Source organism: Clostridium sp. JS66, assembly GCF_033561535.1.
Taxonomy (GTDB): domain Bacteria; phylum Bacillota; class Clostridia; order Clostridiales; family Clostridiaceae; genus Clostridium_AM; species Clostridium_AM carboxidivorans.
In genome coordinates this window covers 6169227-6184699 of the sequence record NZ_CP131467.1, presented here as the reverse complement: position 1 = coordinate 6184699, position 15473 = coordinate 6169227, and the positions used below count along the sequence as shown (strand labels likewise).

The window sequence follows — 15473 nt, the reverse complement described above, 5'->3', positions numbered from 1 at the left end:
TTTAAATTTTATTTTGAAGTTCTTATATTTTTCCACACAACTTTTAACGGTTAAGGCTGATTATTGAGGTACATAATTAAAAATGAAAATAAACTCAAAGTTGAAGGAGGCATTTAATTATGATATCTCATGAATTAAGCCAAAAAATAGCTCTGTTTAGATACTCTCTAATTGCACCTATAATCACTAATACTTTTACTCAATCTTCTGTTAAAGAATATTTATCAGAAATTGCTGCTAAATCTTATACTATGCCTAACGGCGGAAGAAAAGAGTATTCTCCGGCTACAATTAAAGGTTGGTTAACCTTATATAGGAAACATGGTATAGACGGTTTATATCCTAAAACAAGAGATGACAAAGGTTGTTCAAGAAAAATTTCGCAAGAAACAAAGCAGTTCATTATAAACTGCAAAATTAATTCCCCCAAAAAAACTGCTAAACATATATATCATGAAGTTATTGCCAAAGGATTTGAAAATGAAAACAATATATCTCTTTCTACAATAACTAGATTCATAAAACAGGCTAATATAGCACCTCAAAAGCTGGCGCCTCAAGATAGAAGAGCCTTTGAATTTGAATATGCGAATGAATGTTGGCAGTCTGATGTATCTGTTGGACCTTATCTCACTATTCAAGGCAGAAAATATAAAACTTATATTATAGCTTTCCTTGATGATGCTAGTAGGCTTATTGTTGGATGTAAAGTATTTTTTAAAGATGATTTATTGTCTCTTATGGCTGTTTTTAAAGATGCGGTAGCATCTAAAGGTATTCCTAAAAAAGTTTTTGTTGATAACGGAAAGATATATAAAAGTGAACAGTTTCAACTTATATGTGCTTCACTTGGGTCTATTTTAAGCTTTGCTAGGCCATATTCTCCTCAATCGAAAGGTAAAATTGAAAGGTGGTTTCAAACAATGCAAAAACAATGGATGAATTCAATAAACTGGGGTGATTTTAAGTCAATAGACATTTTGAATGAATCTCTATTGACTTATGTTAATCACTATAACAAAACCTTTCATTCATCAATAAATTCTACACCCTTTGATAAATATATGAATAATATTGAAAATTTAAGGTTTGTTTCCTCTAAAAGTGAACTTGATCATTTATTTTTATATAAAGTTCAACGTACTGTTAAAAATGACTCCACAGTATCCATAGGAACTAAATTATTTGAAGTTCCATTAAAGTATGTAAGAGAAAAAATAAATATTCGTTATGATCCTACTTCACTTGATAAAGCATACATCTTCTCTGAAGATGCTAAGCTTACAGATACTATTTTCCCACTAAAAAAAATTGATAACTCAAAGGTTAGAAGATCTAATAATGATTCTGTTGATTTTTCTGCCTTTAAAGCTAACTAACCGGAGGTTGATATTATGTATAAAACTTTTTATGGGTTAACCTTTGACCCATTTGATAAAAATATTGATTTAACACACAGCTTTAAATTCCAAGACTTTAATCACGCATTAAGCAGATTAGAATTTTTAAAATCTGTTTTGGGCATTGGTGTACTTACTGGTGAACCCGGAGTAGGTAAGTCTTTCCTACTCCGTTATTTTGTAAATTCACTCAACCCCAATTTATATAAATGTATATATATTCCTATTTCGACCTTAACGGTCATGGATTTTTACAGAGCTCTTTGTGATGGTCTTGGAATAATTCCTGCCTGTAAAAAAGTTACTATGTTTAAACAAATACAGGAAGCTATATACACTTATAGTCATAGTAAAAATATAACCCCAGTCATTATATTAGATGAATGTCAGTTTTTAAGCAATTCCATCCTTGATGATTTAAGAATTATATTTAACTTTAATATGGATTCAAAGAATTATGCTATGCTAATTCTTTCAGGTCAACCTAACTTTTTACTTCAACTCAGCAGACAAATTCATGAAGCGCTGCGCCAGCGAATTTTAATGAATTATTGCTTACGAGGGCTAACGCCAGAAGAATGTAAACCCTACATAATTTCAATGCTTAAAGCCGCAGGCTGCATAGAACCTATTTTTACTGATGATGCATTTGAACTTATGTATTCAACCACAAATGGCTCTATAAGACCTTTAAATTCTCTAACGAGAATGTGTCTTATTTCTGGTGCTAATCAAAAACTTTCCTCTATTAATGCTGAAATAGTTTATAAAGCTCAAAGCGAAATTGACCTTACAATTTAATTTTAAACACTGCTTACTTGGCAGTGTTTTTTTATACCTATATTAATTGTCTAATTTTCATATTTTATACATTGTGGATATTGTGAAGAAAGGTTGATTTAATTTGACTTTTTACATATTTTTTTCTATCGTAAGATTATTTAATCTGCATTTTTACCATATTATTACTTAATTTAGGTTGAAATAATTTGACTTTGAATAGCTTAAATAATTTGACGCGTAACACTTAACATATTTGTTCTTAGATAGTATTTCTAGTTCTTCATTTGTGAATATTTTCTTGCTCATTCAACCTACCCCAATCTCTCAATCTCAGCTTGTTTTATTATAACAAAAATATCCTATAGGGTAGACTCTTTTTTCTTTGTCTACTCTATAGGGTACATTTTATGAAATACACACTTTTTTAATTTTTAAGTTACCTTTTATGAATAAAAAAATACCGGATAAAAATCCGGTAAAGTAGGGTTTAATCATGGGGATATGTTATATGTTTAATTAAAACTTGGGGAATTATATCAATATTCCTTACGGCACTTGTTAAGTATATCACAAGAAAATATAAGGTTTCAATACCTAACAAAAAAGTTTTTAAATTAAATATTTTCTTACAATTTCGACTATATTCAACAAATAGCCTGTTTGCTATTTTGTAATATGTTTGTAAAATAGCATATTTAGTTATTTAATATTAAAACAAAATGATTTTAATTTTATAATGAAGTGGTATAATTGAATAGTAAATTGTAAAAAGATTACTTAAAGATAGTTGATTGTGGAGGGCTTTAATAATGAAAAAGAATTTTGCAGATTTTAAAAAATTTATAAAGGATAAAAATACTGCTGTGGTTGGCATAGGTATAAGCAATAAGCCTTTGATAAATTTTTTGCTAAAGTTAGGAGCAAAAGTTAGTGCTTTTGATAAAAAAAGTGAAGAACAGTTAGGGGATACAGCTAAAGAGCTTAGGGAAAAAGGAGTTAACCTTGTATTAGGAGAAAATTACATGGACAGTTTAAATGGGTTTGATGTAATATTTAAAACTCCATCTATGAGAATAGATACTCCAGCACTTGTAAATGCAAAAAAACAAGGAGCTTATATAACTTCTGAAATGGAGGAATTTATAAAGTATTGTCCTGCTAAAGTATATGGTGTTACTGGTAGTGATGGTAAGACAACAACTACTACATTAATATATAATATACTAAAGCAGCAGGGATATAAAACTTGGGTAGGTGGTAACATAGGAACACCTTTATTTACTGAAATAGAAAAAATGAAAAGTGATGATAAAGTAGTATTGGAATTATCAAGTTTTCAACTTATGACTATGAATGTTTCTCCAGAGGTTGCAGTTGTTACAAATTTAAGCCCAAATCATTTAGATATACATAAAGATATGCAAGAGTATATAGATTCAAAAAAGAATATTTTCAAATATCAACAATCAGAAAGTTTATTGATACTAAATAGGGATAATAATTTAACTAACTCTATGTTTAATGAAGCTAAAGGAAGAGTATTGGGATTTAGTATAAAAGAGAAGGTTAAAGATGGAGCTTATTTTGAAGAAAACAAATTATACATAAAAGAAAAAGAAGTTTGTAGGTTAAATGAAATTCAAATAAAAGGAATGCATAATGTAGAAAATTTACTTGCTGCTTTTTGTGCAGTTAGTGATGACGTTAATATAGAAAATATGAGAAAAACAGCTATAAGTTTTACAGGAGTAGAACATAGGTGTGAATTTATAAGGGAAATAGATGGAGTAAAGTATTATAATGATTCAATAGCTACAAGTCCAAGTAGAACTTTAGCAGGACTTAAGGCATTTGAGAAACCAGTAATTTTAATAGCAGGTGGATATGATAAAAAAATTCCTTTAGATGTATTAGCGGAAGAAGGATATGAGAATATAAAAGCGTTAATATTAGTTGGAGCAACTAAAGATAAAATAAAAGATGCATTTTTGAAAGTTATGAAGAAGAAAAATATAGAAATACCTATGGTAATTGAGGAAAGCTTAGAAAAGGCGCTTTCAAGTGCTAGGGGCTTTGCTAAGGAAGGAGATATAATAACTCTTTCGCCTGCTTGTGCTAGTTTTGACATGTTCCCTAATTTTGAAGCTAGAGGCAATAAGTTTAAGGAATTAGTTAAAGAATTATAAAAAGTATATAATGATGTTTGCTTAGTATTAGTATTTAAAATAAGTTTCAACTGAGGTTTAGTTTATTATCTACAGTTGAAACTTATTTGTTTATTTTTAAAAATAACATGTCCTGGTGTATCTATATGTAAATAACTTAATTAGAGCTAGCATTTAGGAGTAAACTAGGAATAATTTAATCTAATTATGAGAATAATATTTGATGATGTGAAAAATCATGATATAATAACACATGTCGCTTGAGAGAGTAGACAGTTACTTAGAAAATGAAACATAAAAAGTATGTTGACAACTTCTTAGGTAACATGGTATTATGTTAAAGCTGTGTGATGCAGCAAGCTTAACAAAAAAGAATTTGAAAAAAGTTCTTGACAAGGCTAAGCAAACATGATAAAATATAAAAGCCGTCGAGGTACGGCAAGGTCTTTGAAAATTAAACAGAGTGAAAGTAAGATATAAATCTTATTTTAAATAAGCCAGTATTAGTTAAACTAATAAGTTTAACGTCAATAATTTGAGTACAGATTAAGCTTTTAAATTGAGAGTTTGATCCTGGCTCAGGACGAACGCTGGCGGCGTGCTTAACACATGCAAGTCGAGCGATGAAATCCCTTCGGGGATGGATTAGCGGCGGACGGGTGAGTAACACGTGGGCAACCTGCCTCAAAGTGGGGGATAGCCTTCCGAAAGGGAGATTAATACCGCATAACATTAGTTTTTCACATGAATTACTAATTAAAGGAGTAATCCGCTTTGAGATGGGCCCGCGGCGCATTAGCTAGTTGGTGAGGTAACGGCTCACCAAGGCCACGATGCGTAGCCGACCTGAGAGGGTGATCGGCCACATTGGAACTGAGACACGGTCCAGACTCCTACGGGAGGCAGCAGTGGGGAATATTGCACAATGGGCGAAAGCCTGATGCAGCAACGCCGCGTGAGTGATGAAGGCCTTCGGGTTGTAAAGCTCTGTCTTTGGGGACGATAATGACGGTACCCAAGGAGGAAGCCACGGCTAACTACGTGCCAGCAGCCGCGGTAATACGTAGGTGGCGAGCGTTGTCCGGATTTACTGGGCGTAAAGGATGCGTAGGCGGATGTTTAAGTCAGATGTGAAAATCCCGAGCTTAACTTGGGAACTGCATTTGAAACTGGATATCTAGAGTGCGGGAGAGGAGAATGGAATTCCTAGTGTAGCGGTGAAATGCGTAGAGATTAGGAAGAACACCAGTGGCGAAGGCGATTCTCTGGACCGTAACTGACGCTGAGGCATGAAAGCGTGGGTAGCAAACAGGATTAGATACCCTGGTAGTCCACGCCGTAAACGATGAATACTAGGTGTAGGAGGTATCGACTCCTTCTGTGCCGCAGCTAACGCAATAAGTATTCCGCCTGGGAAGTACGATCGCAAGATTAAAACTCAAAGGAATTGACGGGGGCCCGCACAAGCAGCGGAGCATGTGGTTTAATTCGAAGCAACGCGAAGAACCTTACCTAGACTTGACATCCCCTGAATTACCTGTAATGAGGGAAGCCCTTCGGGGCAGGGAGACAGGTGGTGCATGGTTGTCGTCAGCTCGTGTCGTGAGATGTTAGGTTAAGTCCTGCAACGAGCGCAACCCTTATCATTAGTTGCTACCATTAAGTTGAGCACTCTAGTGAGACTGCCCGGGTTAACCGGGAGGAAGGTGGGGATGACGTCAAATCATCATGCCCCTTATGTCTAGGGCTACACACGTGCTACAATGGTGAGTACAGAAAGATGCAAGACCGTGAGGTGGAGCAAAACTTTTAAAACTCATCTCAGTTCGGATTGTAGGCTGAAACTCGCCTACATGAAGCTGGAGTTGCTAGTAATCGCGAATCAGCATGTCGCGGTGAATACGTTCCCGGGCCTTGTACACACCGCCCGTCACACCATGAGAGCTGGCAACACCCGAAGTCCGTGAGGTAACCGTAAGGAGCCAGCGGCCGAAGGTGGGGTTAGTAATTGGGGTGAAGTCGTAACAAGGTAGCCGTAGGAGAACCTGCGGCTGGATCACCTCCTTTCTAAGGAGTCGACAAAGTAGGTAATTCTACTTTGAAGGTTTATTTAATAGCTCTGTTTAATTTTGAGGGATTGAAGATCTTATTCGATCTTTAATATCCAGTGCAAACAACGTAAGTTGTCTAAATTGAACTGGATCAAATGAGTCTAAGATACATCACCTCAAACTAAGGGCTTATAGCTCAGCTGGTTAGAGCGCACGCCTGATAAGCGTGAGGTCGATGGTTCGAGTCCATTTAAGCCCACCAAATTGTCCTTTGAAAATTGCATAGTGAATATAACTTTTAAATAAAAGTAAAGCTGAAGGTATACAAAATACCTTTGTAGATTAAAGGTCAAGCTACAAAGGGCGCATGGTGAATGCCTTGGCACCAGAAGCCGAAGAAGGACGTGATAAGCTGCGATAAGCTTTGGGTAGGCGCAAATAGCCTGAGATCCAGAGATTTCCGAATGGGGAAACCCACAATGCTAACGCATTGTACTGTAAACTGAATACATAGGTTTATGGAGGTAAACCCGGGGAACTGAAACATCTAAGTACCCGGAGGAAGAGAAAGAAAAATCGATTTTCTGAGTAGCGGCGAGCGAAAGGGAAAGAGCCCAAACCAGGAACTTGTTCCTGGGGTTGCGGATAGATCATAAATACTGTGATTTCTTAATTGAAGAGAGCTGGAAGGCTCCGCCGTAGAAGGTAACAGTCCTGTAAGTGAAAAGAAATAGCAGTCAGATCTACTCCAGAGTACCACGAGACACGTGAAACCTTGTGGGAAGCAGGGAGGACCACCTCCCAAGGCTAAATACTAACTGGTGACCGATAGTGAAGCAGTACCGTGAGGGAAAGGTGAAAAGAACCCCGGAAGGGGAGTGAAATAGAACCTGAAACCGTGTGTCCACAACCGGTCGAAGCACTTTTATGTGCGACGACGTGCTTTTTGTAGAACGAGCCAGCGAGTTACGGTATGTAGCAAGGTTAAGTACTTAAGGTACGGAGCCGAAGGGAAACCGAGTCTGAATAGGGCGAAAAGTTGCATGTCGTAGACCCGAAACCGGGTGACCTATCCATGGCCAGGATGAAGCGGAAGTAAAATTCCGTGGAGGTCCGAACCACGTTGGTGTTGAAAAACCATGGGATGAGCTGTGGATAGCGGAGAAATTCCAATCGAACTCGGAGATAGCTGGTTCTCCTCGAAATAGCTTTAGGGCTAGCGTTGAGATTGAGTAGTGGAGGTAGAGCACTGAATGGGCTAGGGGCTGACAACAGTTACTGAACCCTATCAAACTCCGAATGCCATATACTTGTATCTCAGCAGTCAGACTGCGAATGATAAGATCCGTAGTCAAAAGGGAAACAGCCCAGATCATCAGCTAAGGTCCCAAAGTGTAAGTTAAGTGGAAAAGGATGTGGGATTTCTAAGACAACTAGGATGTTGGCTTAGAAGCAGCCACTCATTTAAAGAGTGCGTAATAGCTCACTAGTCAAGAGATCCTGCGCCGAAGATGTCCGGGGCTAAAACTTACCACCGAAGCTATGGGCTCGAAAGAGCGGTAGAGGAGCTTCCTGTATGGAGTGAAGTCGTACCGAAAGGAGCGGTGGACTGTACAGGAGTGAGTATGCTGGCATAAGTAGCGAGAAATAAGTGAGAATCTTATTGGTCGAAAATCTAAGGTTTCCTGAGGAAGGCTCGTCCGCTCAGGGTTAGTCGGGACCTAAGCCGAGGCCGAAAGGCGTAGGTGATGGACAATCGGTTGATATTCCGATACCGCCAACTGACGTTATTACAAATGGGATGACGCAGGAGGATAGGATGTGCACACTATTGGATGTGTGTCTAAGCACTTAGACAGATCAGACAGGCAAATCCGTCTGGTTAATGTTGAGGTGTGATGGGGAGTGGCTTTATGCCGCGAAGTATCTGATTCCACGCTGCCAAGAAAAGTCTCTATGGAGGATGTTGGTGCCCGTACCGCAAACCGACACAGGTAGGTGAGGAGAGAATCCTAAGACCATCGGAAGAATTGTTGTCAAGGAACTCGGCAAATTGACCCCGTAACTTCGGGAGAAGGGGTGCCTATGAAAGTAGGTCGCAGAGAATAGGCCCAAGCAACTGTTTAGCAAAAACACAGGTCTCTGCTAAAGCGAAAGCTGAAGTATAGGGGCTGACGCCTGCCCGGTGCTGGAAGGTTAAGGGGAATACTTAGCGCAAGCGAAGGTATGAACTTAAGCCCCAGTAAACGGCGGCCGTAACTATAACGGTCCTAAGGTAGCGAAATTCCTTGTCGGGTAAGTTCCGACCCGCACGAATGGCGTAATGACTTGGGCACTGTCTCGACAACAAATCCGGCGAAATTGTAGTGCAAGTGAAGATGCTTGCTACCCGCGATTGGACGGAAAGACCCCGTAGAGCTTTACTGCAGCTTAGCATTGAGTTTCGATATTGTCTGTACAGGATAGGTGGGAGACTGCGAAACAGGGGCGTCAGCTTCTGTGGAGTCATCCTTGGGATACCACCCTGACAGTATTGGGATTCTAACCGGCGGCCATGAAACTGGTCACGGGACATTGTTAGGTGGGCAGTTTGACTGGGGCGGTCGCCTCCAAAAAAGTAACGGAGGCGCCCAAAGGTTCCCTCAGAACGGTTGGAAATCGTTCGAAGAGTGCAAAGGCAGAAGGGAGCCTGACTGCGACACATACAGGTGGAGCAGGGACGAAAGTCGGGCTTAGTGATCCGGTGGTTCCTCGTGGGAGGGCCATCGCTCAACGGATAAAAGCTACCTCGGGGATAACAGGCTGATCTCCCCCAAGAGTCCACATCGACGGGGAGGTTTGGCACCTCGATGTCGGCTCGTCGCATCCTGGGGCTGAAGTAGGTCCCAAGGGTTGGGCTGTTCGCCCATTAAAGCGGCACGCGAGCTGGGTTCAGAACGTCGTGAGACAGTTCGGTCCCTATCCGTCGCGGGCGTAGGAAATTTGAGAGGAGCTGTCCTTAGTACGAGAGGACCGGGATGGACTGACCTCTGGTGTACCAGTTGTTCCGCCAGGAGCATGGCTGGGTAGCTATGTCGGGACGGGATAAACGCTGAAAGCATCTAAGCGTGAAACCCACCTCAAGATTAGATTTCCCATAGCGTAAGCTAGTAAGACCCCTTGAAGAACACAAGGTTGATAGGTCAGAGGTGTAAGCATGGTAACATGTTCAGCTGACTGATACTAATAGGTCGAGGGCTTGACCAAATAAATTCACTATGCAATTTTGAGATGATAATTTAAAAATGTTTAAAAAAGTATTGACATTTTTAAAAATATCATGTACAATATTAAACTGTAATGATTAATAAATCTGGTAATTATGACATAAAGGTAACACCCGTTCCCATTCCGAACACGATGGTTAAGCTTTATAGTGCCGATGGTACTGCAGGGGAGGCTCTGTGGAAGAGTAGGTCGTTGCCAGGTAATGGATCTTTAGCTCAGTTGGTTAGAGCAACCGGCTCATAACCGGTAGGTCCGGGGTTCGAGTCCCTGAAGGTCCACCATATGGGGGTATAGCTCAGTTGGGAGAGCATCTGCCTTGCACGCAGAGGGTCAAGAGTTCGAGTCTCTTTATCTCCACCATAAAAGAAGCAATAAATGTTGCTTCTTTTTTTATGTTTTTTGATATAAATATATAATTATCAACTTTTATTGACCAAGGTGAAAGTACAAGAAAGAAATACTTTAGAATATATAATATTCTAATTTAAAATACATATTTAAATGTCTTCAGGATTTTTAAATGCGTATTTTATCCTTTTTCTTAATTAGTTCTTAACTTACGAATCTTTCTTCACATTATGCTTATTATATTAAATTAAAATTTTGTATGTATGATAGTTCAAGAAAAGATAAAGGTAAAACTACAGTCCCAGGTGTGTCCGTATAATTAAAAGTGAGTAAAACTTAAAAAAACATATGAAATATAATTTAATTACAATTAACGAGTAGTTTAGATTATATTCTACAGTAAATTTGTGATACAATAACACATGTCGCTTGAGGTAATAGTAAATACTTAAGAAAATTAAGTGTAAGTGAATAGCTTAAATTTTAATTTTCTAAAAAATCTTCTGTTTTTTAATAAAAAAAGATATTAAAAAAGTATTGACAAAATCTTAAGTAACATGGTATTATGTTAAAGCTGTGTGATGCAGCAAGCTTAGCAAAAAAGAATTTCAAAAAGTTCTTGACAGGGTTAAGCAAACATGATAAGATATAAAAGTCGCTGAGATGCGGCAAGATCCTTGAAAATTAAACAGAGTGAAAGTAAGATATAAATCTTATTTTAAATAAGCCAGTATTAGTTAAACTAATAAGTTTAACGTCAATAATTTGAGTACAGATTAAGCTTTTAAATTGAGAGTTTGATCCTGGCTCAGGACGAACGCTGGCGGCGTGCTTAACACATGCAAGTCGAGCGATGAAATCCCTTCGGGGATGGATTAGCGGCGGACGGGTGAGTAACACGTGGGCAACCTGCCTCAAAGTGGGGGATAGCCTTCCGAAAGGGAGATTAATACCGCATAACATTAGTTTTTCACATGAATTACTAATTAAAGGAGTAATCCGCTTTGAGATGGGCCCGCGGCGCATTAGCTAGTTGGTGAGGTAACGGCTCACCAAGGCCACGATGCGTAGCCGACCTGAGAGGGTGATCGGCCACATTGGAACTGAGACACGGTCCAGACTCCTACGGGAGGCAGCAGTGGGGAATATTGCACAATGGGCGAAAGCCTGATGCAGCAACGCCGCGTGAGTGATGAAGGCCTTCGGGTTGTAAAGCTCTGTCTTTGGGGACGATAATGACGGTACCCAAGGAGGAAGCCACGGCTAACTACGTGCCAGCAGCCGCGGTAATACGTAGGTGGCGAGCGTTGTCCGGATTTACTGGGCGTAAAGGATGCGTAGGCGGATGTTTAAGTCAGATGTGAAAATCCCGAGCTTAACTTGGGAACTGCATTTGAAACTGGATATCTAGAGTGCGGGAGAGGAGAATGGAATTCCTAGTGTAGCGGTGAAATGCGTAGAGATTAGGAAGAACACCAGTGGCGAAGGCGATTCTCTGGACCGTAACTGACGCTGAGGCATGAAAGCGTGGGTAGCAAACAGGATTAGATACCCTGGTAGTCCACGCCGTAAACGATGAATACTAGGTGTAGGAGGTATCGACTCCTTCTGTGCCGCAGCTAACGCAATAAGTATTCCGCCTGGGAAGTACGATCGCAAGATTAAAACTCAAAGGAATTGACGGGGGCCCGCACAAGCAGCGGAGCATGTGGTTTAATTCGAAGCAACGCGAAGAACCTTACCTAGACTTGACATCCCCTGAATTACCTGTAATGAGGGAAGCCCTTCGGGGCAGGGAGACAGGTGGTGCATGGTTGTCGTCAGCTCGTGTCGTGAGATGTTAGGTTAAGTCCTGCAACGAGCGCAACCCTTATCATTAGTTGCTACCATTAAGTTGAGCACTCTAGTGAGACTGCCCGGGTTAACCGGGAGGAAGGTGGGGATGACGTCAAATCATCATGCCCCTTATGTCTAGGGCTACACACGTGCTACAATGGTGAGTACAGAAAGATGCAAGACCGTGAGGTGGAGCAAAACTTTTAAAACTCATCTCAGTTCGGATTGTAGGCTGAAACTCGCCTACATGAAGCTGGAGTTGCTAGTAATCGCGAATCAGCATGTCGCGGTGAATACGTTCCCGGGCCTTGTACACACCGCCCGTCACACCATGAGAGCTGGCAACACCCGAAGTCCGTGAGGTAACCGTAAGGAGCCAGCGGCCGAAGGTGGGGTTAGTAATTGGGGTGAAGTCGTAACAAGGTAGCCGTAGGAGAACCTGCGGCTGGATCACCTCCTTTCTAAGGAGTCGACAAAGTAGGTAATTCTACTTTGAAGGTTTATTTAATAGCTCTGTTTAATTTTGAAGAATCTAATTCTTCAAATTGTTCTTTGAAAATTGCACAGTGAATATAACTTTTAAATTAAAAGTAAAGCTAAAGGTAAAACTACTTATTATATAAGTAAAAAAACCTTTGTAGATTTTAACTAAGAAAATTGTTGAAAGACAATTTTCACATGAATGGTCAAGCTACAAAGGGCGCATGGTGAATGCCTTGGCACCAGAAGCCGAAGAAGGACGTGATAAGCTGCGATAAGCTTTGGGTAGGCGCAAATAGCCTGAGATCCAGAGATTTCCGAATGGGGAAACCCACAATGCTAACGCATTGTACTGTAAACTGAATACATAGGTTTATGGAGGTAAACCCGGGGAACTGAAACATCTAAGTACCCGGAGGAAGAGAAAGAAAAATCGATTTTCTGAGTAGCGGCGAGCGAAAGGGAAAGAGCCCAAACCAGGAACTTGTTCCTGGGGTTGCGGATAGATCATAAATACTGTGATTTCTTAATTGAAGAGAGCTGGAAGGCTCCGCCGTAGAAGGTAACAGTCCTGTAAGTGAAAAGAAATAGCAGTCAGATCTACTCCAGAGTACCACGAGACACGTGAAACCTTGTGGGAAGCAGGGAGGACCACCTCCCAAGGCTAAATACTAACTGGTGACCGATAGTGAAGCAGTACCGTGAGGGAAAGGTGAAAAGAACCCCGGAAGGGGAGTGAAATAGAACCTGAAACCGTGTGTCCACAACCGGTCGAAGCACTTTTATGTGCGACGACGTGCTTTTTGTAGAACGAGCCAGCGAGTTACGGTATGTAGCAAGGTTAAGTACTTAAGGTACGGAGCCGAAGGGAAACCGAGTCTGAATAGGGCGAAAAGTTGCATGTCGTAGACCCGAAACCGGGTGACCTATCCATGGCCAGGATGAAGCGGAAGTAAAATTCCGTGGAGGTCCGAACCACGTTGGTGTTGAAAAACCATGGGATGAGCTGTGGATAGCGGAGAAATTCCAATCGAACTCGGAGATAGCTGGTTCTCCTCGAAATAGCTTTAGGGCTAGCGTTGAGATTGAGTAGTGGAGGTAGAGCACTGAATGGGCTAGGGGCTGACAACAGTTACTGAACCCTATCAAACTCCGAATGCCATATACTTGTATCTCAGCAGTCAGACTGCGAATGATAAGATCCGTAGTCAAAAGGGAAACAGCCCAGATCATCAGCTAAGGTCCCAAAGTGTAAGTTAAGTGGAAAAGGATGTGGGATTTCTAAGACAACTAGGATGTTGGCTTAGAAGCAGCCACTCATTTAAAGAGTGCGTAATAGCTCACTAGTCAAGAGATCCTGCGCCGAAGATGTCCGGGGCTAAAACTTACCACCGAAGCTATGGGCTCGAAAGAGCGGTAGAGGAGCTTCCTGTATGGAGTGAAGTCGTACCGAAAGGAGCGGTGGACTGTACAGGAGTGAGTATGCTGGCATAAGTAGCGAGAAATAAGTGAGAATCTTATTGGTCGAAAACCTAAGGTTTCCTGAGGAAGGCTCGTCCGCTCAGGGTTAGTCGGGACCTAAGCCGAGGCCGAAAGGCGTAGGTGATGGACAATCGGTTGATATTCCGATACCACCAACTGACGTTATTACAAATGGGATGACGCAGGAGGATAGGATGTGCACACTATTGGATGTGTGTCTAAGCACTTAGACAGATCAGACAGGCAAATCCGTCTGGTTAATGTTGAGGTGTGATGGGGAGTGGCTTTATGCCGCGAAGTATCTGATTCCACGCTGCCAAGAAAAGTCTCTATGGAGGATGTTGGTGCCCGTACCGCAAACCGACACAGGTAGGTGAGGAGAGAATCCTAAGACCATCGGAAGAATTGTTGTCAAGGAACTCGGCAAATTGACCCCGTAACTTCGGGAGAAGGGGTGCCTATGAAAGTAGGTCGCAGAGAATAGGCCCAAGCAACTGTTTAGCAAAAACACAGGTCTCTGCTAAAGCGAAAGCTGAAGTATAGGGGCTGACGCCTGCCCGGTGCTGGAAGGTTAAGGGGAATACTTAGCGCAAGCGAAGGTATGAACTTAAGCCCCAGTAAACGGCGGCCGTAACTATAACGGTCCTAAGGTAGCGAAATTCCTTGTCGGGTAAGTTCCGACCCGCACGAATGGCGTAATGACTTGGGCACTGTCTCGACAACAAATCCGGCGAAATTGTAGTGCAAGTGAAGATGCTTGCTACCCGCGATTGGACGGAAAGACCCCGTAGAGCTTTACTGCAGCTTAGCATTGAGTTTCGATATTGTCTGTACAGGATAGGTGGGAGACTGCGAAACAGGGGCGTCAGCTTCTGTGGAGTCATCCTTGGGATACCACCCTGACAGTATTGGGATTCTAACCGGCGGCCATGAAACTGGTCACGGGACATTGTTAGGTGGGCAGTTTGACTGGGGCGGTCGCCTCCAAAAAAGTAACGGAGGCGCCCAAAGGTTCCCTCAGAACGGTTGGAAATCGTTCGAAGAGTGCAAAGGCAGAAGGGAGCCTGACTGCGACACATACAGGTGGAGCAGGGACGAAAGTCGGGCTTAGTGATCCGGTGGTTCCTCGTGGGAGGGCCATCGCTCAACGGATAAAAGCTACCTCGGGGATAACAGGCTGATCTCCCCCAAGAGTCCACATCGACGGGGAGGTTTGGCACCTCGATGTCGGCTCGTCGCATCCTGGGGCTGAAGTAGGTCCCAAGGGTTGGGCTGTTCGCCCATTAAAGCGGCACGCGAGCTGGGTTCAGAACGTCGTGAGACAGTTCGGTCCCTATCCGTCGCGGGCGTAGGAAATTTGAGAGGAGCTGTCCTTAGTACGAGAGGACCGGGATGGACTGACCTCTGGTGTACCAGTTGTTCCGCCAGGAGCATGGCTGGGTAGCTATGTCGGGACGGGATAAACGCTGAAAGCATCTAAGCGTGAAACCCACCTCAAGATTAGATTTCCCATAGCGTAAGCTAGTAAGACCCCTTGAAGAACACAAGGTTGATAGGTCAGAGGTGTAAGCATGGTAACATGTTCAGCTGACTGATACTAATAGGTCGAGGGCTTGACCAAATAAATTCACTGTGCAATTTTGAGATAACAAAATCTCTAA

Annotated in this window: 3 protein-coding genes, 3 tRNA genes and 5 rRNA genes; all 11 read left to right on the top strand. The window is 41.6% G+C overall.

What is annotated here, in order from left to right; all coding sequences use genetic code 11:
• The first annotated feature begins 119 nt into the window (after window positions 1-119).
• The 11 genes from Q6H37_RS28725 (at window position 120) to Q6H37_RS28675 (ending at window position 15433) form a co-directional block, all read left to right on the top strand.
• The gene (locus Q6H37_RS28725; protein ID WP_318734736.1) at window positions 120-1379 is read left to right on the top strand and encodes a DDE-type integrase/transposase/recombinase; all 1260 of its coding nucleotides are present in this window, start codon (window positions 120-122) and stop codon (window positions 1377-1379) included.
• A 15-nt stretch (window positions 1380-1394) separates the two neighbouring features.
• On the top strand, window positions 1395-2201 hold the full coding sequence (locus Q6H37_RS28720) for an ExeA family protein (protein ID WP_318733562.1): 807 nt from the start codon (window positions 1395-1397) through the stop codon (window positions 2199-2201).
• A 791-nt stretch (window positions 2202-2992) separates the two neighbouring features.
• Window positions 2993-4369 (top strand): UDP-N-acetylmuramoyl-L-alanine--D-glutamate ligase, encoded by a 1377-nt coding sequence (gene murD, locus Q6H37_RS28715; protein WP_318738462.1) that lies wholly within the window; start codon window positions 2993-2995, stop codon window positions 4367-4369.
• 534 nt (window positions 4370-4903) lie between these two features.
• Window positions 4904-6415: ribosomal RNA gene (locus Q6H37_RS28710) — 16S ribosomal RNA — on the top strand.
• 169 nt (window positions 6416-6584) lie between these two features.
• Window positions 6585-6661 (top strand) — tRNA-Ile (locus Q6H37_RS28705).
• 85 nt (window positions 6662-6746) lie between these two features.
• Window positions 6747-9645: ribosomal RNA gene (locus Q6H37_RS28700) — 23S ribosomal RNA — on the top strand.
• A 105-nt stretch (window positions 9646-9750) separates the two neighbouring features.
• Window positions 9751-9867, top strand: a 5S ribosomal RNA gene (gene rrf, locus Q6H37_RS28695).
• 3 nt (window positions 9868-9870) lie between these two features.
• A tRNA-Ile gene (locus Q6H37_RS28690) sits at window positions 9871-9947 on the top strand.
• 3 nt (window positions 9948-9950) lie between these two features.
• Window positions 9951-10026: transfer RNA gene (locus tag Q6H37_RS28685), tRNA-Ala, on the top strand.
• A 773-nt stretch (window positions 10027-10799) separates the two neighbouring features.
• Window positions 10800-12311 (top strand): 16S ribosomal RNA (locus tag Q6H37_RS28680).
• A 223-nt stretch (window positions 12312-12534) separates the two neighbouring features.
• Window positions 12535-15433: ribosomal RNA gene (locus Q6H37_RS28675) — 23S ribosomal RNA — on the top strand.
• Together the 16S, 23S and 5S rRNA genes with 3 tRNA genes alongside form the textbook arrangement of a ribosomal RNA operon.
• Window positions 15434-15473 lie beyond the last annotated feature (40 nt).

Bases quoted from the DNA above. Each gene is read 5' to 3' on its own strand.
- Q6H37_RS28725 (WP_318734736.1), top strand. From the start codon at position 120: ATGATATCTCATGAATTAAGCCAAAAAATAGCTCTGTTTAGATACTCT.
- Q6H37_RS28720 (WP_318733562.1), top strand. From the start codon at position 1,395: ATGTATAAAACTTTTTATGGGTTAACCTTTGACCCATTTGATAAAAAT.
- murD (WP_318738462.1), top strand. From the start codon at position 2,993: ATGAAAAAGAATTTTGCAGATTTTAAAAAATTTATAAAGGATAAAAAT.